The organism is Terasakiella sp., assembly GCF_048267425.1.
Lineage (GTDB): Bacteria > Pseudomonadota > Alphaproteobacteria > Rhodospirillales > Terasakiellaceae > Terasakiella.
The window spans coordinates 172,130-192,643 of the sequence record NZ_JBLWXN010000005.1 but is presented as its reverse complement, the minus strand read 5'-3'; the positions used below and the strand labels follow the sequence as shown (position 1 = coordinate 192,643).

General features: G+C 46.5%; 21 protein-coding genes. 4 read left to right on the top strand and 17 right to left on the bottom strand.

From position 1 onward, the window contains the following. Nucleotide 1 precedes the first annotated feature (1 nt). The 3 genes from ACN0VA_RS10105 to ACN0VA_RS10095 are packed head-to-tail and all read right to left on the bottom strand — an operon-like array spanning nucleotide 2 to nucleotide 2,558. The gene (locus ACN0VA_RS10105; RefSeq protein WP_417821032.1) at nucleotides 2-625 is read right to left on the bottom strand and encodes an alpha/beta fold hydrolase; all 624 of its coding nucleotides are present in this window, start codon (nucleotides 623-625) and stop codon (nucleotides 2-4) included. Further along, the gene (bioF, locus tag ACN0VA_RS10100; RefSeq protein WP_417821031.1) at nucleotides 622-1,794 is read right to left on the bottom strand and encodes an 8-amino-7-oxononanoate synthase; all 1,173 of its coding nucleotides are present in this window, start codon (nucleotides 1,792-1,794) and stop codon (nucleotides 622-624) included. Before bioF ends, ACN0VA_RS10105 begins: the two co-directional genes overlap by 4 nt. After that, nucleotides 1,791-2,558 carry an alpha/beta fold hydrolase gene (locus ACN0VA_RS10095; protein WP_417821030.1) on the bottom strand — a complete coding sequence of 256 codons (768 nt, stop codon included), beginning with the start codon at nucleotides 2,556-2,558 and terminating at the stop codon, nucleotides 1,791-1,793. Before ACN0VA_RS10095 ends, bioF begins: the two co-directional genes overlap by 4 nt. Nucleotides 2,559-2,649: 91 nt before the next feature. Here ACN0VA_RS10095 and hisI point away from each other — a divergent pair, with 91 nt between their 5' ends. Then, the gene (gene hisI, locus ACN0VA_RS10090) at nucleotides 2,650-3,054 is read left to right on the top strand and encodes a phosphoribosyl-AMP cyclohydrolase (protein ID WP_417821029.1); all 405 of its coding nucleotides are present in this window, start codon (nucleotides 2,650-2,652) and stop codon (nucleotides 3,052-3,054) included. A gap of 3 nt (nucleotides 3,055-3,057) precedes the next feature. Here the strand turns inward: hisI and ACN0VA_RS10085 are convergent, their stop codons facing one another. Beyond that, the gene (locus ACN0VA_RS10085) at nucleotides 3,058-3,699 is read right to left on the bottom strand and encodes a DUF1826 domain-containing protein (protein ID WP_417821028.1); all 642 of its coding nucleotides are present in this window, start codon (nucleotides 3,697-3,699) and stop codon (nucleotides 3,058-3,060) included. Further along, nucleotides 3,696-5,627: a bifunctional tRNA (5-methylaminomethyl-2-thiouridine)(34)-methyltransferase MnmD/FAD-dependent 5-carboxymethylaminomethyl-2-thiouridine(34) oxidoreductase MnmC gene (mnmC, locus tag ACN0VA_RS10080; RefSeq protein ID WP_417821027.1), complete on the bottom strand. Its 1,932-nt coding sequence runs from the start codon at nucleotides 5,625-5,627 to the stop codon at nucleotides 3,696-3,698. Before mnmC ends, ACN0VA_RS10085 begins: the two co-directional genes overlap by 4 nt. A gap of 87 nt (nucleotides 5,628-5,714) precedes the next feature. Here mnmC and ACN0VA_RS10075 point away from each other — a divergent pair, with 87 nt between their 5' ends. Further along, nucleotides 5,715-8,000 carry an alpha/beta fold hydrolase gene (locus tag ACN0VA_RS10075; RefSeq protein WP_417821026.1) on the top strand — a complete coding sequence of 762 codons (2,286 nt, stop codon included), beginning with the start codon at nucleotides 5,715-5,717 and terminating at the stop codon, nucleotides 7,998-8,000. A gap of 2 nt (nucleotides 8,001-8,002) precedes the next feature. Further along, nucleotides 8,003-9,679, top strand: coding sequence for a long-chain-fatty-acid--CoA ligase (locus ACN0VA_RS10070; protein WP_417821025.1), 1,677 nt, complete (start codon nucleotides 8,003-8,005; stop codon nucleotides 9,677-9,679). A 151-nt stretch (nucleotides 9,680-9,830) separates the two neighbouring features. On the opposite strand, the gene ACN0VA_RS10065 is transcribed toward ACN0VA_RS10070, so the two are convergent. The 10 genes from ACN0VA_RS10065 to ACN0VA_RS10020 form a co-directional block, all read right to left on the bottom strand. After that, a complete protein-coding gene (locus tag ACN0VA_RS10065) occupies nucleotides 9,831-11,474 on the bottom strand; it encodes a cytochrome c oxidase subunit I (protein ID WP_417821024.1) in 1,644 nt (547 codons plus the stop codon). A gap of 17 nt (nucleotides 11,475-11,491) precedes the next feature. Beyond that, a complete protein-coding gene (gene coxB / locus ACN0VA_RS10060) occupies nucleotides 11,492-12,223 on the bottom strand; it encodes a cytochrome c oxidase subunit II (protein WP_417821023.1) in 732 nt (243 codons plus the stop codon). Next, nucleotides 12,220-12,984: an SCO family protein gene (locus ACN0VA_RS10055; RefSeq protein WP_417821022.1), complete on the bottom strand. Its 765-nt coding sequence runs from the start codon at nucleotides 12,982-12,984 to the stop codon at nucleotides 12,220-12,222. Before ACN0VA_RS10055 ends, coxB begins: the two co-directional genes overlap by 4 nt. Nucleotides 12,985-13,083: 99 nt before the next feature. Continuing rightward, nucleotides 13,084-13,845: a cytochrome c oxidase subunit 3 gene (locus ACN0VA_RS10050; protein ID WP_417821021.1), complete on the bottom strand. Its 762-nt coding sequence runs from the start codon at nucleotides 13,843-13,845 to the stop codon at nucleotides 13,084-13,086. A 90-nt stretch (nucleotides 13,846-13,935) separates the two neighbouring features. Beyond that, complete coding sequence (gene cyoE / locus ACN0VA_RS10045) at nucleotides 13,936-14,796, bottom strand: heme o synthase (protein ID WP_417821020.1); 861 nt, start codon at nucleotides 14,794-14,796, stop codon at nucleotides 13,936-13,938. A gap of 108 nt (nucleotides 14,797-14,904) precedes the next feature. After that, the gene (locus tag ACN0VA_RS10040) at nucleotides 14,905-15,354 is read right to left on the bottom strand and encodes a hypothetical protein (RefSeq protein WP_417821019.1); all 450 of its coding nucleotides are present in this window, start codon (nucleotides 15,352-15,354) and stop codon (nucleotides 14,905-14,907) included. Beyond that, the gene (locus ACN0VA_RS10035) at nucleotides 15,341-16,645 is read right to left on the bottom strand and encodes a cbb3-type cytochrome c oxidase subunit I (protein WP_417821018.1); all 1,305 of its coding nucleotides are present in this window, start codon (nucleotides 16,643-16,645) and stop codon (nucleotides 15,341-15,343) included. Before ACN0VA_RS10035 ends, ACN0VA_RS10040 begins: the two co-directional genes overlap by 14 nt. A 6-nt stretch (nucleotides 16,646-16,651) precedes the next feature. After that, nucleotides 16,652-17,083: a DUF420 domain-containing protein gene (locus ACN0VA_RS10030; protein ID WP_417821017.1), complete on the bottom strand. Its 432-nt coding sequence runs from the start codon at nucleotides 17,081-17,083 to the stop codon at nucleotides 16,652-16,654. Between the two features lie 3 nt (nucleotides 17,084-17,086). Continuing rightward, nucleotides 17,087-18,097, bottom strand: a complete 1,011-nt coding sequence (locus ACN0VA_RS10025) for a COX15/CtaA family protein (RefSeq protein ID WP_417821016.1) — start codon at nucleotides 18,095-18,097, stop codon at nucleotides 17,087-17,089. A gap of 9 nt (nucleotides 18,098-18,106) precedes the next feature. Further along, on the bottom strand, nucleotides 18,107-18,886 hold the full coding sequence (locus ACN0VA_RS10020) for a DUF2189 domain-containing protein (protein ID WP_417821015.1): 780 nt from the start codon (nucleotides 18,884-18,886) through the stop codon (nucleotides 18,107-18,109). A gap of 167 nt (nucleotides 18,887-19,053) precedes the next feature. Between ACN0VA_RS10020 and ACN0VA_RS10015 the strand changes: the two genes are divergently transcribed. Further along, nucleotides 19,054-19,359 carry an Hpt domain-containing protein gene (locus ACN0VA_RS10015; protein ID WP_417821014.1) on the top strand — a complete coding sequence of 102 codons (306 nt, stop codon included), beginning with the start codon at nucleotides 19,054-19,056 and terminating at the stop codon, nucleotides 19,357-19,359. On the opposite strand, the gene ACN0VA_RS10010 is transcribed toward ACN0VA_RS10015, so the two are convergent. Both ACN0VA_RS10010 and ACN0VA_RS10005 read right to left on the bottom strand, forming a co-directional pair. Continuing rightward, nucleotides 19,356-19,739 carry a response regulator gene (locus ACN0VA_RS10010; protein WP_417821013.1) on the bottom strand — a complete coding sequence of 128 codons (384 nt, stop codon included), beginning with the start codon at nucleotides 19,737-19,739 and terminating at the stop codon, nucleotides 19,356-19,358. The genes ACN0VA_RS10015 and ACN0VA_RS10010 overlap by 4 nt on opposite strands. Nucleotides 19,740-19,756: 17 nt before the next feature. Beyond that, on the bottom strand, nucleotides 19,757-20,494 hold the full coding sequence (locus ACN0VA_RS10005; RefSeq protein ID WP_417821012.1) for an MBL fold metallo-hydrolase: 738 nt from the start codon (nucleotides 20,492-20,494) through the stop codon (nucleotides 19,757-19,759). Between the last annotated feature and the right edge of the window lie 20 nt (nucleotides 20,495-20,514).

Genomic DNA, 20,514 nt, shown 5'->3' with positions numbered 1-20,514 from the left:
ATTAACGGTCCAAAAATCGGCGGATGTCTGTAGCCAGTTTTTTTTCTTCAAACAGGGGCAGCAGGTGATTGCCCCCTTTATACCAGATTACGTCCTTACCGAAAGAGGCATGTGTTAATTTTTCAGGAACGATCCTGTCTTGATCCCCGGCAATTATCAATTTATCCGCGGGCAATTCTTTAAACTTTGTACGAATGTCACAATCGCGCAAATACCGAAGTCCTCCTGACAAGGCATCTGGCTTTGCCGTCGCTGGATAAACCGGATCAATCGCACCACAATTTTTCATAAATTCCATCCATACAGTTTCCGGTGCACGATCAAATTGACGGATCATACGTTCCAACATCCGCAGGGGCACACCGGCCGACCAATTTTCATCACGGCAAAATTTGGTAAAACCATTAATCGCAATCACGGCTTGGCAGCTCGGCACCTGTTCAACAACCCATCCCAATCCCATGGAATGCGTGATATAAACGGCATCTGGATCCTTTATCGAATGAACATCATTTATAAAGCCAAGATCCACAAACGCACATGTGAAATCTGAAAACTCCGTCGCCAACCCGCGCCAAAACTCAGGCGAAAACCCCCAACCATGAACGAAAACGAGTTTTTTCATCGTGCAAAGCTTTTCACAACATCACACAGTTTGTCGATATCCTCATTGCTATGGGCGGCACTCAGGGCAAATCGGATACGGCTTGTGCCGCGTGGTACGGTTGGCGGGCGTATGGCAATGCCCAAAATGCCCGCGTATTCCAAAGCTTTTGCCATTTCCAATGTATGGTCTTCTTCCCCAACAATCAGGGGGATAATTTGCGTTGTCGATCCACCGACATCAAATCCGCTTTCGATAAAGCTGTCGCGAACTTTTTGTGCATTTTTCAATAAACAACGGCGCGTTTCATCCATGCTTGGAACCAGTTCCAAGGCTGCATCCATCGCCCCCAAAACCGCAGGCGGCAACGAGGTGGAATAAATAAATCCGGTGCATCGGTTTACAAGATAGTCTTTCACCGCCTTTGAACAAACCAGATAGGCCCCAAAACCACCTAATGCTTTCGAAAAGGTCCCCATTTTGAAAGCAACATTTTTTCCGGCACATAAACCAAAACCACGCTGACCAAGAACCCCTGTTGCATGGGCTTCATCCAGATAAAGCTGCGCACCATATCGGTCTGCCAAGGCAATCAATGCGTCTACATCGCTTTGGTCGCCGTCCATACTGAAGACGCTTTCACTCAGGATAAAACGGTCCCCCGGCTTGCCTTCGTGTTTTTGCAGGAGTTCTTCCAAATGGTTCAAATCATTATGACGATAGCGAATTTGGCGCACGCCAGCGGCCTTTAATCCATGATGCATGCTGGCATGGTTTAAACGGTCACAAAAAACCAGCGGCTCCGTCCCCAGAATATCCTTATCAAACAAGGCTGATAAAATTGCAGAATTTCCTTGAAAACCGGAATTAAAGATCAGGGCCGCTTCCCCACCCTTGGCCGCAATCAATCGATCTTCCACCTGTTCGTGCAGTTCCATCGTGCCACAAACAAGGCGTGACGCCATAGATCCCGTCCCCCAGTTCTGCGCCCATTGACACGCGCGTTCAATCAACACAGGATGTTGAGCCAGCCCCATATAGTTGTTGGACGAAAAATTAATAATATCGCGTCCCTTAAATTGCGTATGACCGTTGCGGGTTTGGCCAACTGTGCGCAAACGTCGACGCAAGCCTTGCGCATCAAGTCCGTTTACGTACGCCGACAGCTTATTGTTGAATGTATCGCTCATGGCAGAAAATCATAAAGTGCGTTCATAAAATCATGCGGCTTTTCGGCGTGAACCCAATGGCCCGCATCTTCAATCGTTTTAAATTTTACCTGCGGGAATAAATGACGGATCAATTGATGATGAGAAGACTGTACATAATCCGATTGCGCCCCGTTAATAAACAAGGTTTCACCCGTATATGTGCTATCTGGTCGAATGGCGGGTACACCTCCGATAGTTTCCATTTCCCGGCCCAGCGTTTCCAAGTTCACCTGCCAGCGTAAACCGTCCTTTGTTGTTTCCAAATTCCCCAGTAAAAAGGCGCGAACCGCAGGGCTTTCAATGACGTCTGCAATCAATGGGTCAACTTCGCTACGGCGTTTTACCCCGGTTAAATCCACAGACTGTAGTTTTTCTACGTAGGATTTAAATGTCATGCGCGGGTATTTGACTGGGGCGATATCGGCAACCACAAGACGATCCACCCGTTCTTGTGATTTCAGCGCCGTGGTCATGGCAACTTTTCCACCCATTGAATGACCAACAATGGCGGCTTTGTCCAAACCACGTTGATCCAGAAACTCCACTACATCTGCGGCCATTTCCGTATATGACATCGTATCCGTCCAAGGGCTGGATCCATGATTGCGTAAATCGAGCGTTAAAATACGGTATTTACGCGCCATTTGTTTGGCAATGGAATTCCAGTTTTTGGCCGCCCCAAACAACCCATGCAGGATAATGACCGGGTATCCTTCGCCTATATCTTGATATGCCAGTTCCATAGATGGTTTTGCCTTGTCTCAATCACGCTCTTGTCCTATTTAGAACATAGATACTTATTCGCCAACCCTTCTCTTTTAAAGGTTTTATATCATGTGTTCGAAAACAGACAGTCCCGAAAATATCGTTGATGCGCTGAAATACAACAGCGACGGCCTCATTCCGGCGATTGCACAACAACATGATAGCGGCGAAATCCTGATGATGGCATGGATGAACAAAGAAGCAGTTGCTGAAACCTTAAAAACAGGTCGTGTTTGTTATTATTCCCGTTCACGCCAACAATTATGGCGCAAAGGCGAAAGTTCCGGTCAACAACAGGAACTTATCGATTTTCGCACCGATTGTGACAAAGACACCGTTCTTGTCAGCGTCAACCAAACAGGTGTCGCTTGCCACACAGGACGACGTAGCTGTTTTTCGTGGGCTGCGCGTGACGGCAAAATCGAGACTGTGGAAGAAGTTATCGTCTCCCCCGACGAACTTTACAAAAAGTAAGATTTAGATGCCAATCCGGCGGCGTTTAGAATGGGGTTCAATCGTCACATAAAACGGTTGGTCCCCATTTGTTTTTGCGCGCCACTCAACCGGGCCTTCGTACGATTTTCCGCGAAACAGCATCACACCATAGGGACTGACGCTGCGCTCATCACTATCTTTTGGCTGACGAAAGGTCACATCCAATCCACGATAACTGATGATCATTTTTAAGGCAGCTGGATCAGATTGAAAATCGGTTGGTAACGCGTCACAAACCCGGATCCGATAATCGCGTGATCTTGATTGCGTGATCATAACCCGCATCCAATTTGCGATATCATTGATCAAAAATTTCCGACGCAGATCGTCCGCGTCATCGGCAATGGGCAGGCACTTGATCAATTCACTGCGCAAACGGCTTTGTGCGCAAACTAAATCTTTTACTTTAAAAACACCTTCCAATGCATTGTTAAAAAAGGTTTCTATCGCGCGTATTGGGCGACGCCTCAAAACCACACCATTGACTTGCGCATCATGGATTGCTTTCCAGTGACTTTCATGTCGGCAATCAATCACCATCATTTTTTGTGGTTGCCCGCCGCCATTACGGGGGCGTAAATTTTTCATAGATTGTGGGGAAACAACGCTCGGGCGAAGGGTCATGTCAAACGGTCCTTTCGAATATCACGGATAAGGAAACGGGCCGGGTGCAAGGCCTCACGAAAACTGTTTTCCAGTGGACAAGGTGTGCCGGAAATATAAGCGGCAAGAACGTCCGCCAACAAAGGCGCAGTTTGCACACCACGCGCACCAAGACCACAAAGGGTATACAACCCGTCAACATATTGCGCATCTGAGAAAGCCTTTCCTTTGGGACCATGTTTCAAATGGGCATAAGCCTCTTTATACCAGGCCTCATCAAAAACAGGCCCGACAATCGGCATATGGTCCGGCGTCATGGCGCGGATGGAGGCTCTCCCCCCTTCAACCGCAAAATCCATGTCGGGGAAATAATCACGTAATTTATTACGGTTCTTTTCGTGGCTTTGCTCTGTTACCTCGCGATAACTTTTATCAAAGAAATCCGGCCAATGATCAAAAGTTGCTCCGACAATATGCTGTCCATTTTTGGCAGGGATGAAATAACCGCCGCAGGTTAACGGGCATTGTGTTTTTTCACTTTCCTTTGTTGCACGGACATAAGAAACCTGCCCGCGCCGACCCCGCATAATCATTTTACTATAGGGGTTTAAGGCCGCATTTTCGCCCGCCGTGGCCAACACAACGCTATCCCCTTCAAAAACGACATCCTCGCCCGACTTCAGTTGCCAGCCGTCTGTATGACGGATCAAGGCGGTAATATCCGTACTAAATCTTGTTTGCATATCCGCACTTAGGGCCTGACACAGGGCGGAAGGTTCCACATATCCTGCTTTGGTAAACCATAACCCGCCGCGCGGCACAGACACACCAATTAACGCACTGGCTTCTTGTGCCGTGACAAGACGCATATGATCCGGTGGCAAAATCTCTTTTTCCGCCAGCAATTTTAATTTCAAACGGTCTGCTGTATCCTGTTCCATCTGAAACAGGCCGCGCGCACCTTGCCACGGTGTAACATCAAGATGATCATAGTAATAAAGCGCATGCAGGTACGTTCGGACATTAAACCAACCTTCCTGCGTTAATCGTGGTTTGACCAGACCTAACCGATTACCGGACCCTTCTTGCCCTGCCCGGTCATTTCGATCAAATAAAGTCACATCATGACCATCTGCGATTAAACGCCGGGCGGTTGCACATCCGGCAATCCCTGCGCCAATGACCGCAATTTTTTGTTTTTTAAATTCTTTCTGCGGTTTGCTGAACCACGGTGCAGGTTGTCTTTTTTCATCGCCTTCGAATACACCAATCAAGCTATCGCGCTTGCGTCCAAACCCCCGGCGTTTTGACATATCGAACCCCACATCACGCAAACCTCGTTTGACAAAACCTGCCGCCGTAAAGGTAGAGAGAACGCTGCCGCATGTGGATAAACGCCCGATTTGTTCAAAGACGTCGTCGCGCCACATTTCAGGGTTTTTTGCGGGGGCAAAACCATCCAGATACCAGGCATCAATTTGCCCGTCCAATTGCCCAAACATATCGGCGGCATCCCCAAGCATCAGGGTCAGCTTAACCTTGCCACCTTCCAAAACAATATGGTGAAATCCCGGATTTAGTGTTGGATAATGATCTAGAAATTCAGCGGCAAAGGGAACGAGGTCGGGAAAACTTGCATAAGCCTGTTTTAGTTCTTCCTTATCCAGAGGAAAAGCTTCCACCGAAAAATAGTTTAACTGACAATCTGTTTTACTTTCTTTCCAGACTTGCCACGTCAAAAGAAAATTTAACCCTGTCCCAAACCCGGTTTCCGCAATGTTAAATGCTTGCTTGCCCTCAAATGCCTCAGGAAGACCGCAACCATGCACAAAGACATAAAGAGATTCCGCAAGGCCATCATCCACACTGAAATACACATCATCAAAGCGTCCGGATACAGGGGTTTTGTTTTCTTTCCAGCCCAATTGTGCAGAACCCAGTTCTTTCATTGCTATCTTACTCAAAAATATGTTGTTTTTACAGCCCCCCTCCCTACATACTAACACAGGGGAACTATGGAAAGGGTCAATCCCGGAATGCAACATTTCAGCCCGCCTGATATTAATCCGCAAACCTATGGCTGGTCCGTGCGTGCTTTTTCCACGGTCAAGCGTATGCTTGGGGTTAACATCAAACTTCATGCTGATCGCAATCAGGTCGAACAGGGTCATATTTTTCTGTTCAATCATTTTGCCCGCTTTGAAACCTTTATTCCCCAATACCTGATTTATCAAGAGCAAAAAGCCTATTGCCGCTCTGTCGCCTCTGCTGAATTCTTTAGCGGGGATGAACGGTTCACCAATTATCTGCATGCCGTCGGCGCCCTGCCCAACAATATGCCAAACCTGTTATCCGTACTGGCAAAAGATATCCTGCGCGGGCGCAAGGTCATTATTTTCCCTGAAGGCGGCATGGTCAAAGACAAAAAAATCATGTCGGCGAAAGGGGATTATTCCGTCTTTTCCCCAACCGCGCTTGAACGCAGAAAACACCACAGCGGAGCGGTCCGTCTTGCCCTTGTGCTTGATCAATTCAAACAAGCCGTTCAATGCGCCCATCAACGCAATGACCATGATCTTTTAGAACATTGGGTGGAAGAAATTGGTCTGGACAGTGTTGAAACATTGCTGGAACGCTGCCACGAGCCCACACGGATTGTTCCCAGCAACATCACCTTTTACCCCATCCGCATCACCGAAAATTTCCTTAAAAACAGCGTCGAACGATTAACCGGCAAACTTCCCAAAAAATATGCCGAGGAATTGCTGATTGAAGGCAACCTCATGCTGAAGGATACCGATATGGATATCCGCATGGGCAAACCGATTGAAATGGCACAATTTTGGACATGGTGGGAAAAGATCGTTGTTCGCCAAGCTGTTGAAGGTATTACCGGATTAAACGATTTATTTGCAATGGGCCCACAAAGTGAACAGTTCCTCAAACGTCTTGCCGGAACGCGCCTTCGCAATAAAACCGAACAGGTGCGCGATCAGATTATGGAAGACATGTATCGTCTGGTGACGGTCAATCTTTCCCATATCGCCTCAGCCCTTATTCTGGAATTTCTGGACCGGGGCACAGACACTCTACCTCAATCAGATTTCCTGCATGTACTGTATCTGGCAGCGCGTTACGTCAGCCATGAACAAGGGATTCATTTGCACAGATCCCTTTTATATGCCGAAACATACAGAAATCTGCGCGATGGGCATTGCGAGGAAATCAAGCAATTCCTGACATCGGCACAGCGGGCAAACCTGGTCGAAATCAAAGACGACAATATCCATTTTTTACCCAAGCTTAAACTTGAACACGATTTCCACGATGTACGTATGGAAAACCCGATTTGTGTTTACGCCAACGAATGTGCCCCTGTCGACGGGATCAAAACAGCAATTCATCGTGCCCTTAATCATAAACAGGAACTTACACTGGATCATTGGGCGCAATACTTTTTTGAAGATGAAGTACATGCGTATCGTCAGGCAAAAGAACGTTTTAGCGCCCCGGCCTATGAAGAGATTAACACCCAACAGACGGCCACTGCTGATGCCAGCCCGTTTTATCTTGCCCCGACCGGAAAAGAAGTCAAAAAAACCTCTGTCCTCTTGGTTCACGGCTTTCTAGCCTCACCTGCAGAAATGATCGGGCTGGGACATCAATTGGCAGAAGAAGGATACTGGGTTTATGGTCCCCGTCTCGAAGGTCATGGAACGTCACCGTGTGATTTGCGTGAACAAAGTTGGCAAGACTGGATGCGCTCTCTCAAACTCGGGTACGATCTTTTATCCATGCGCAGTGAAAAAGTCATCATTGTCGGTTTTTCAACCGGTGGCGCCCTGACCTTGCGTTTTGCCGCAGAACACGATCCAAAACTTGCGGGGATATGCGCAATTTCCACTCCTTTGCGCTTTGCCAATCCCAACTTGATGTTTGTGCCCCTGATCCATCATGCCAACCGACTGGCAAAATGGTTGGCGGCACAAGAAGGGATCCTGCCCTACATCATCAACGAGTCTGAACACCCCGATATCAATTACAAACATATCCCCATCCGGGCCTTACATGAATTGCGCCTTCTGGTCGATGATATGGAACAAAACCTTTATCGTGTAAAATGCCCGACCCGTTTAATACAAGGCGATCAGGAAAAAGTCGTAAAACCGGAAAGTGCGCGACTAATTCGTGCTGAAATGGCGGGCACAACGCCGGAACTTGTTATGGTGCCTTCAACCCGACATGGTATTGTGACCGAAGATATTGGCGGGACACGTCAGCACATTATTGATTTCGTCAACCGCATTGAAAGGAATTTGTGATCATGGCTGAACATAGTTTTCCTTGGTTAAAGGCTTATGCCGATGGTGTGGATGCTGAAATCACACAGGATATGCGCCCCTTGCACGCTTTTTTCGAACAAGCTTGTGCTGAATATAGTGATCGTCCCTGTCTGGATTTTTTAGGCCGCAAGTATAGCTATAGCGAAATTGCCGATCTGGTTGGCCGGGCGGCCAAGGGATTTCAGCTTCTTGGGGTTCGCCGTGGCGTAAAAGTCGGCCTATGCCTGCCAAACTGTCCTTATTACGTCATTTGCTATTACGCTATTCTGACTGTGGGCGGAACAGTCGTGAATTACAATCCGTTATACGTTCGCAAAGAACTGGAATTTCAGGTCGAAGACAGCCAAACAGAAATCATGGTGACACTAGACCTGCAACAGCTCTACCCCAAAGTTAATGAACTGATCGACACGACACCGCTTAAAAAAGTTATCGTATGTTCGATGAGTGATATTCTCACACCGATGAAAAGCGTGTTGTTCAGTGTTTTCAAACGCAGTGAAATTTCCCCTTTTGAAAAAGACCTGCAACATATCACCTTTGATGATTTGGTGAAGAATGATGGTCAACCGGACCCGGTTTCTGTTGATGCCACAAAAGATGCAGCCGTCATCCAATATACCGGCGGGACAACCGGCGTCCCCAAGGGCGCAGTCCTGAGCCACGTCAACCTTGTTGCCAATTTAAAGCAGGTCCGCGCCTGGTTCCCGGGTGTTCACAAGGGAAAGGAACGCATTTTATGTATCCTGCCCTTCTTCCATGTCTTCGCCATGACAGTAGAATTAAATCTGGGACTTATGAGTGGAATGGAACTCATCATGGTTCCGCGTTTTGAATTGAACGCTGTCCTTAAAATAATTGATGAAAAACGCCCGACCTTATTTCCTGCGGTTCCGACAATCTATACAGCGATTGCCAATCATAATGACATTGATGATTATGATCTGACATCCATTCGTTTTTGTATCAGTGGCGGTGCGGCCCTCCCCCTTGAAACCCGCAAAAAATTTGAACGCCTGACCGGATGTTCGTTGGTAGAAGGTTATGGTCTGAGTGAAAGTTCCCCTGTTGCCACCTGCAATCCCATTGGCGGAATTTCAAAAGAAGGATCCATCGGTGTTCCGCTGCCGTCCACCGAAATCATCATTCGAAATATGGAACCGCCTTATGATCTCGTCCCAAGGGGGGAAACCGGCGAAATATGTATAAAAGGTCCTCAGGTTATGACCGGGTATTATCACCGCCCAAACGCCACAAAAGAAACGTTTCATGGGGATGAATTGCGCACCGGTGATGTCGGATATATGGATGAAGACGGTTATATTTTCCTGATCGACCGGGCCAAGGATTTGATTATTTGTTCCGGCTATAACGTCTTTCCGCGCGCGATTGAAGAAGCCATCTATCAACACCCGTCTGTGGCAGAAGTCACGGTCATCGGTATTGATGATGAATATCGCGGACAGGCCCCCAAGGCCTTTGTTCGTTTAAAAGAAAATGAAAATATCAGCGAAGATGATCTCAAAACATTTTTAAGAGATTATCTGTCCCCGATCGAACGGCCCCGCCATATTGAATTTCGCGACGAACTGCCCAAGACCATGATCGGGAAGCTCTCGAAAAAAGAACTGGTGGCAGAAGAAAGGGCCAAAAAATGACCCTTTCTTCACCCCCTCCTCAGGGTCCAAAGAAATAGACCCTGACGTAAACCCCGATATACGCCGCCAATGCGATTGCCACTAACAACAGGGCAACCTTGGTTTTGGAGGGTAAATTGGGTTTTTCACTCATTGAATGTTCCCTCATTTCTTACTCCGCAGGTTTTGCCGCACCGGGAAAGCCCGGATCGGTCGTTGCTTTCATATTAGCTTCACGATCTGCATAGCCATAAGGTGACCAATCGGCCGTAACGGTTGGCGGATTAGGGAAGTTCCCGGCTTGCGGACAGTTCGGTGCATGCGTCCATTCCAACGAACATGACTTCCACGGGTTTTCAGGCGCAACCTTACCTTTGAACGCACAGACAATCCAGTTCAGAATGGTCACCGACATACCCGCCGCCACCATAAAGGCACCAAGAGTTGCCACCTGATGATAAGGTTCAAACTGCGGGAACATTTGGTAATCCCAATAACGGCGCGGCATGCCTTGCGCCCCGATGATAAACAGCGGGATAAAAGTTACATGAACGCCGACGATATTAAGGATAAAGCCAGTCGTTGCCCATTTGCCATCGGCGTAGCGCCCAAACATTTTTGGGAACCAGTAATAAATCCCGCCAAACATAGCGAAGGCAGAAAACATCGCCATGATAAAATGGAAGTGTGCATGGACAAATGACGTTTCAGACAAATGAACCGTAATTGCTGTCAAGGCCAAGGGGATCCCCGTCAATCCACCGGATAAAACAAGGAACAAACACGATATCGCATAAAGCATACCGGTATTAAACGTAATCGCTGCCTTATAAAGCGTGCCCCACATGGACATGACCATCAGCCCCACAGGGACCGAGATTAACAAAGTCGTGACCATTTGTCCGATACGCAACCAATCCGGCATCCCGGACACATAAAGGTGATGCACCCATACAAAGCCGGAAATCCCGACAATGCCCCAAACACCGCCATAAACACAGGCTTTATAATTGAAGACCCGGTTTTTACACATGGTGGTAAAGATTTCGAACAAGATCCCGACTGCCGGCAAGAAGATGACGTAAACGGCAGGGTGCGAATAGAACCAGAATAGGTTTTGATAAAGAAGGACATCACCGCCCGCCTCAGGATTAAAGAAATTCGTTCCAAGGTATTTATCAAACAGCAACATAGTGACGGCAGATGCCAGAACCGGAATAAAGACGAGCTGTAAAACAAACGCGGCAACAGTTGTCCAAGTGAAGATATTCAACTGGTTCCAGCCAATCCCCGGTGCGCGCATATAAATAACGGTCACAAGGAAGTTCACGGCACCTAATACGGAACTGAATCCCAACAAATGAAGGGTGAAGACATAATAAGCCGTATTCCCCATTGTTGTGATTGAGTAAGGCGGATAGCCTGTCCACATAATGTCCGGCGGGTCCGGGATCACGAAGCTCAGCAACGCCAGAATAATCGCGCCATAAAACAACCAGATGGAAAAGGCATTAATGCGCGGAAAGGCAACATCCTGTGCGCCAATCATCAAAGGCAGAAAATAGTTGGCAAAAAAACCGGTCAACCCCGGAATAAGGAAAGCCAAAACCATAGCCGCGCCATGAAAATAGAGCCATTGGTTATATTCGTTGGGGTTATCGGTAATGGTTGGCCCCAATTGGGACTGTTCCAGACGGATCAACAACGCCATCATCCCGGCAACCACAAAGGCTGTCATGGACCCGATGAGATACATGATCCCGATCCGTTTATGGTCTGTTGTAAAGAACCATTCTTTGAAAGTCTGCATGCTCATTTGATGTGCATCCTCCCTCAGCTTTGTGTGTTGTTGGGTAAGGAATTGGCGTTTGCCTCTTCCTTGATTTGATTGAACCATTCGTCATATTCGTCCTGTTCCAGAACGCGAACGGTTGTGTACATCTCAGCATGCGCTGTCCCACAATATTCGGTGCAGGTATGAACATACTCACCAGTTTCTTTCGGGTTAAACCAAACATAAGTTACCCGCCCCGGCATGACATCCTCTTTGACGCGAAATTCAGGAATGTATAATGAATGCAACACATCTTCCGATGTCATTCGCAAAACAATCGGTTGGCCTTTAGGGACAACAAGTTCTTCAGATACAATTTCGTCACCATAATCAAATTCCCAGTACCACTGATATGCAGTGACCCGGATTTCCTTGGCTTCATCGGGGATGCGGCGATAGTCATTCCACAATGTCCAGCCCTTGGCAGACAGGAAAAAATCGTCCGCCATAAATATAGATGCCGGTATCAAAGCCCAAGCAAGCGCGGCTGCCGGTGTTAGCTTTGGCCCCTTCCCCACTTCATTTTCATTTTTAGCGCGGTACTTCCAAACCATATAAATAGCGGCAAGGCTGAAAATCACACCAATCACCGTAATATCGACAATGATTTCATGCCAGAGATGATCCCAGCCTGCTGCTGGATCTCTCTCGTACCCCTCGTCTTGCGCGAACGCGGGTCCAACTGCAAAAACACCCGACAGGGCTGCAGCTTTCCCTAAAAACGTCCTCATGCCTTATCCTCCCTTTTCTTCTGTCTGCGCTTAAAGGCAAATACCGATGTTCCCAAGGCACTGATGCCAACAAACAACGAACCAAAAGCCACAAACATGGGAATATTGAAAACATAGCGCCCTTCTTTGTAATTGTAGCTGTAACACAAAGAGACCGCGTAATTGATTATCTCGCCGGGTTTGAAATTCCCGTTTCGGGATTCCAGTACGGCGAGTTCAATGTCACTTTTATCAATGTCGTGTGCGTATAGAATGCGTGCTAAACGCATTTCCGGGGACAAGATCATATAGACCGTCGGATGATAAAATGTTCTATCCTGCGGGGACCAAAAGAAACGAAAATCAAAACGATCTGTAAAAACTTTGATCCGTTCGCGATCTTCAGGGCGCACGACAGAAAAAGTCCATCCCTGTGCAACGCCCTTATCCAACCCGACGTTCTTTCTAAAACGTTCAAGCGTTTCTAAGGTATCGTTCTTGTCGAAAGAAAGTGTAACAACGTTAAAGTCATTGCCCGGTTTTAATCGTCCATCTTTTTCCAACTGGCTTAGACGTTCACCCAATTCAATATTAACGGAGGAACAAACGCCATCACAGCTGTAATAGGACAACACCAAAACCAGCGGTTTGCCTTCGTAATCGTCAAAGGTAAAAGTCTCACCTTCCTGATTTAAAAAGGAAAAACCTTTTTTAGGTTTTAGTCCCAGAACTTTGGCTTCGCTAATGCGCAAGGCCTCCGGGTCGATATCTGAATCAGGCACCCGAAAAACCTGCGTAGCTATTGCATTAGATTGAAAAGCCAACAGGAAAACCACAGTAACCGTCAAAACGCTGACTATGCGACACACATTTTTCATACGTCACCAGAAATAAATCTGAGAAACGACGAAAAACCAGACAACATCCACAAAATGCCAATAGATCGATGCACAGGTAATAAACGTTTTATTGGTTCGCCCCCGTAACGCAGGAAGCAACACACAAACAAATATCCCAAGCCCGCCGATCACATGACTGGCATGGAACCCAGTCAAACTGAAAAAGATCGTGCCAAATGCATTTGTATCTGGATAGAACTCTTCATGGAAAAGATGGTTATACTCGTAAAAAGTCATACTGATAAATATCAGTCCCAAAAGCATGGTCAAAACCAGCCATTTGACGAAACCGCCATGATCATTATGGGCGTATTTTTCTTCCGCGATATGAATGGTTACGGACGAAGACACCAATATGACTGTCATAATCAACGGTAACGTGACCGGGAATTCCGGCGTCCCTTCCGGTGGCCAGACATCCGCCCCCAATCGCATCATCCAATAAGCGACAAAGAAGGAAAGAAAGATAAAAATTTCAGAAATAATAAAGATCGGAAGACCGATCCCGGCCACGTCAGCAATCAACGGTTTGACCGTCAATCCTTCATTGACCCACATCGCAATCCCGGCCAAAAGCATGGGCGTACCCAGACCTGCAAAAATGGCGGCCAAAAGTGGATTTTGATATTGAAAATAGGCTGCAAATGTTAAGGGGACGAGAAAGAAAACGCCCGCCACCACCCAGAATGGCGCTTGGCTCCATTCCCAATGATGTTCATGTGCATGTGAACTCTCTGCCGACATACGGTTACCTCCCAGATGTCGTTGTTTAACCAATAAACTTAGGGCAAAATCGTCTTTGACTATTATTATACGGCTTGGTCATCCCCTCCCTTACAGAGGAAGATGAACATCCATTATGACGACAAGGAAAAGCCCCCCCAGATATTTCATAGATGCAAAAAAGTTGGTCATGGCCGTTTTCTCGTCCGGCTCTTTTATCAAGGCCCAGTTGCATCGCAAAAGGTAGACACCCAGTGCCAAGGCACCGATGCCGTAAATGTTCCCAAGTTCCCCCAAGAACCAAGGTAACAAGCTGGAAAAAACCAGCAAAAGGCTGTTAATTAAGATATAGCGCGATGTCCGTACGTTTCCGACGACAACGGGTAACATCGGCACACCGGCCGCAGCGTATTGGTCTTTCAAACGCATTGCCAAGGCCCAGAAATGTGACGGTGTCCAAAAGAACAGGACAATCGCCAGTAACATCGGCAAAAACCATTGATCCGGATTAACGGCCGCAGCGCCTGCCAACACGGCAAAACTGCCAGCCAAACCACCAATGACGATATTTAACCAATTGCGCCGTTTCAGCCAGATCGTGTACACAACCCCATAAAAAAACGCACCCAAAAAGAGGTGCGCGGCAACAGTCGGATTAAAAACATAAGTGGCCATAGCACAGCCAAAAACCAGCAAACTTGCGGCAATCCAAAGTACGAACTGAGGACTGGCGACACTGCGTACAGCAAAAGGCCGCTGGCAGGTCCGTTTCATCAGTCGATCGATATCTCTATCGTAGAAATGATTGAATATACTGGAAGAAGCAGAGCCCATCATCATTGCGAGACTTAACACCAAAAGATGAGACAAATTAACCTCACCCGGTGCCACTGTCGCAAGATAGCCGGTCACTGCCGTCAAGGCGATCATAACCCCAATACGAGGCTTCGCCAATTGAAAGTATCCTCCCATAATATACCCCTTTGCATCAGGTTATATTAAGAACTTTATAATTATTATAATTTTATGTTACAGGTATTTTAAGATAAATCAATTGGTATTTTTTATTATACTTACCAATTACTTACGTACAATTATACGACTACGCATCTTATTGTGTTCAATTCCACAATATTGCGTGCACCCTATGGCATATTGGCCTTCCTGTTCAATTTTCAAGGGAATAATGTATTCGGTTTTTGGTTGTAACAGAACGTCAATCGATTGTCCTGTTGCCCCCTTTTCCAGATGAAAGGCATGTTGAATATCTTCGCTGGCAACGTGAAGGATATACGATTGCCCCACTTTTAATTCCAATGCGGGTGACCATTCCCATTGACGTGCCACCAGATAGATATCCTCGTCATTGAACGATTGTCCTTTAACCTTATCGTTGAAATCAGACCAGCTTTCTATCGCGCGGTATGTGACATTCTTTTGTGTCTTCCCAAAACTGGATGCAAGTTGATACCCAAAGAAAATCGCCATCAAAGCAATTAAAAAAAGGATAGCGTAATCACGCCGTTCCATGAATGCGCCCTCCCTTCACAATCCAGTTCAGGGTCATAACGACAAAAAGCACGCCCCCAACAACAGCAATCAACCCGCCAATACCCATCAAGCCCATCGACAAAATTTTATCTATATTATCAAGACCTTGTGCCGCACCCGCGGTTTTCCGGGGAACACCTTGCAAACCAGCAAGAAACATACCGCTGGCATGCATGATTTGTCCTAAACCATAGAACCAATATTGCAATGTCAACCAACGCCCATTCACTGGTTGAATACCGATGAATGGCAGAACAATACGGTGATAGAAAATCATAAAACCAAGATTTATCCCACCGATAACCGCATGATAATGCGCAGGTACACGTGTATCGGTTCCATCCAGAAACAAGCCATAAAGGCCGCCGAGATTATAGGTCAGAAGTGACAACCACAGGGCCGTTTCCATCAAGCGGTCCTTATGTTCGTTCTGTTCAAACAAAAGAAAACGTATCAAAAATACACTGGCAATAACAGAAGGCAACGGCAAGCCGTAGCGCAATAGGGCGGTATAAAAATCACGGTTTGCCTGACTTAAAATATCACTGAACATATAAACAAATGGCCCGCTGCCCGCAAAGACAAGCAAGATGCTAAAAACTGACCATTCATATGGTCCCTCAATCAGTCGTTTTTTAACAACAGCAGACCAGACAAGTACCAGCAAGGCCGTATTGACAAATTGCAGAATATGCCCCCCACCCCAGAACAATTGTTCATTAAAACTGGGTTCTGCCAATTCGGCAGGTAATGCGTACCATGCCCATAGAAAACAGGTACAGGCAATCAGATAAATAAACGCACAACAAGAAGAAACATCAAGCAGCCTGAGCTGACGTAAAGAAACAAGCGCTAATGAAAGAAACAATAAGATCAAGCCCGCATAATAAATCGGATGGTTCATCACAGGCACATAATTGTTAAGTTCAGCCGTTCCCAAATCAAACAAAGCCGGAATCATCAGACAAACACAACCAAGAACGGCAAGACCGATGCTCAGCGGCCCCAGTTTCGTGAATGCGTGTTTTGCTTGATGATTGACCAGTCGATAAGTGAAAACAGCCCCCATCGTTGCCAAGAACCAAACGACAAACGAGAAAATGACGTGAACGACCAATCCCTTATGAAAGAAAGACGCCCACGGCCAAGGTAACAGATCCTGCACATAAGGTGTGCGTGACAACACCAACAACAAGGCAAATACACCCGCAATCGCCAAGGCCCCAACAGACAGTATTGTCCATGCTTTGCATTCTTGCTTCAACGTCATAATCGGTTAAACCTTCGCGTAGATATGAAACGCCATGACATAAACAACGATACCGGATGAACAGACAAACACCCAGATGGGAAAGGTAATCCGTGCAATTCGTTTATGTGCGACAAAATCCTTACGCACCAAAGCCCACCACACCGCCATGATAATCATTACCAAAACAAGGGCGGCAAAGCCAATATGAGTAAATAAAATGGTGAAATATATAGGGCGAACAATGCCCTGGCCTTCGAAAGGAACATGACCGATATGGGCATGGTAATATAAATAAGAAACAAGAAAGACACCGGAAACCGCCAAAGCCGAAACCATCAACTGTTTATGACGGGTCGTATGACCCGATTTGACAGCCCAAAAAGCAAAACAAATCAGGATTAACGACGTCGCATTTAAAAAGGCCTGAAAATGGGGCAAAAAATCCAGAATATCCATGTATCACCCTTTTATTTCGTAGTTCAGCCACGTTATCGCGCTAAAGACGATTAAACCACCAGCCTGATGTAGGGATGCCAGCGAAACAGGGACGATATGCAGCAATGTTGCAATCCCTAAAACCACTTGCAACACAACAACCACAGCACAAAGTCTTGTCTGTAGGCACGGCGTATTTGTTGCCCATATCCATAAGGTAAAGCACAAGGTTGTTATACCCAAGACACGATGCTGGAATTGCACAGTCGTAATATTTTCAAAGTGATTGATCCACCACGGGTCTTGCATAAACAATCCGTCAGGCACCAAATCCCCATCCATCAAAGGAAAGGTATTATAGGTCAGCCCGGCATCCAATCCCGCAACCAATGCCCCGGCAAGGATTGTTAAGAAACTCAAGCCCCATAATACCCGGCTCTGTTGTCGAAAACGTGCAAGCGCCCTTAGCGATTTTTCTTTTACAAATTTAATACCACACCAAAGCAAGGCACCATATAAGGCAAAAGCAAACCCAAGATGCGCCATAAGGCGGTATTGACTGACTTCCGGTTCATTAATCAAACCGCTTTTGACCATATACCAGCCCAGCCCCCCTTGCGCGCCCCCGAGCAGAAACAAGACAAAAAGCGGCAAACGCATCTCGCGTGAAATCCATCCCCGCAGGAAAAAAAAGACCAGCGGTAAGCCAAAGGCTAAACCGATCAAGCGCCCCCACAAACGGTGAAAATATTCCAGCCAGAAGATTTCCTTAAATTCCGCCAATGTCATGCCGAAATTGATTTCTTTATATTGAGGTGAATGTTTGTATAAATCGAAAACCTGCTGCCATTGCCCCTCTGCTAAAGGCGGCAACCATCCGGTAAGTGGTCGCCAATCTACCATAGACAACCCCGACCCCGTCAGGCGGGTTAAGCCGCCAAGGACAACCATGATAAAAACCATAGCTGCAACACAAAATAACCAGTATCCGACAATTTTGTTTTGTCGGGTATCAATCGAATTCGATTGTGTCATAAGCCCTCTTTATTCAACGGGAACCAGATCACGATAAGCATGCCAACTGGCATACCCCAGCACAGGCATCGCAACGATAAGCCCAATGAAGAAAGACGCCAAAGCAAACCATGCAATAATGGCGATTGTGAACGCCCAGCTCCACATGACATGGCTATTTTTCATAACCGTCTTCACACTAAATGCCATTGCCTCGAATGTGCCGATTTCACGGTCCAGAATAAGAGGAACTGAAACAGCCGTTAAAAGAAACACAAGGCAAGCAAAGATCAACCCAATCGCCGATCCAACCGTTAAAAATGCAAGCCCGTCTGTATGGGACAGCAGGTCAATGCTGATACTTTCAAGCGACAGTGACGCGTTGCCAAGCATCAAAGCATACAAAACAACCGCAACCTGCGTCCAAACCATCATAATCAACAGCAAGACAAAAGCCATCAATCCCAAACGACGTGGCGCCTTTTTCCATGCCATACATGTATTGGCAAAGGTCGGTGTTTCGCCTTTTTCTCTCAGGCGTGAAACTTCATAAAGCCCCAATGCCAACCAAGGGGCAAAAAGAATGAAGCTGCCACTTAAGGGCAAAATAAGATAGGTTAAGTTCAGGGCAGTTAACCCCCAAAACAAACCATACCCCGCCAAAACAAAAATGGCGCCGTAGGTCAATCCAACCCCGGGCGCCATTTTAAAATCATGCCAGCCTGCACGCAGCCATTTGGCCGGTGCTTCTATATGAACCTTATTTGCATGAGGTTCATTTAAGGAATTGAGTATCACAGCATCTGACATTGTGCCTCCCCCGTGTTAATATTAAGCTTGTCGATATGCTTAGTTTAGAACAATGCTAACATAAAATTTTGGAATAGCTCTAAATATTTTCAATACCTGCCTTCAACTTTATATTTCGAATATCTTAAATATTATTCGCAGATTGCTGTAACAAGTGAGATCAAAGAATGTCCACCCCTGAAATCACAGACAAACTTGCCGCCTTAACAGAGCGTTTCAAACAAAGATTACGCGATACACAGGAATATATTTCGCAATGGCAAAGCGCAGAACATCTTAACGAATTAATCGAAATATCACATAAGCTTGCCGGGACAGCGGGGACTTATGGGTTCCACGAACTGAGCCCCCGGATGAAAGAACTGGAGTTACATCTTCTAGAGATTTCAGATCAAACAATCACAGAAGAACAAGCTTTCGAGTTTTATGAAAAAGCACAAACCCTGTTGGATGAAGCCTTACGGACCCGTTAAGCCCGATCCCAAAGTTCGCGCACCTGATCCGATAAGGTCATGGGGTCAAAGGGTTTCGCAATCACACCAATTGCCCCTAAGTCCAGAAAGGTTGCAATATCACTATCCATCAACTTGGCAGTCAAAAAAGCGATAGGAATATCCTGAAACCCTTTCATTTTGCGGATTTCTACAAATGTGGTTGGTCCATCCATGCCCGGCATCATCGCATCCAGCAGCACCATATCCGGTTGAAATTCATCAATAATATCCAAGGCAAGTTGCCCGCCCTCAACTGCACATACTTCAAAATCACCCACATTTTCCAAAACCAGTGTAGCGATATCGCGGATATCCGGTTCGTCTTCGACGTACAGTATTTTTTTTAAGGGCTTATTCATTGCATTTACTCTAAGGCTCACAATCTCAAACCGGAACCGACTTCAATCGATTCAAGCCAATCCAGAAAACGACCGACATCGCTACCACGATAGATCGAACCGTGTTGCGGACATAGCATTTCAACATCCAATCGTCTGACACGTTTTATCCACATTTCCTTTGCCCGTTCAGACGGCATCCAACGTTGATGGAATTTCTTAATTTTCGGGATATGTGCGTTAAAATCTTCAACAAACATAGGATCATCCGGCGCATTTAAACCTGCACCGATATCGCCACTAAACAAAATTTTTGCAACCGGATCATAAACACTGAAATTGCCCGAGGCATGCATGTAATGGGCCGGGATAAATTGAATTTCTACGTTGTCAAAGTTTAAGGTACTTCCTTCGTCAGGAATAGCGGCATAAGTAATATGATCGCAACCGTAATGGCGCAAGAAACCTTCCCACAACCAAGGTGCATGCAGGGTCGCATTCGGGAGTGTCTTATCCCACAAACCAAGTGAGGAAATGATATCCGGATCTTGGTGAGACGCAAAAAGATGTGTAATTTGCTCAACGGGTAAATAATGCACAACCGACGCCAGCATGGAAGCAAACAGTTCAATCCCGCCCGGATCTAACAGGATCGCTTCGCGTTCCGATTTAATCATATACTGGTTGGTATCAATAATTTTTTCGGGTTTCTCAGGGTCCCGGGCAAAGGCAATCCATTCGTGTGAGTGACCTTCAAACAATTTTACGGTTTGCATCTTAACCCCGACATCCTATA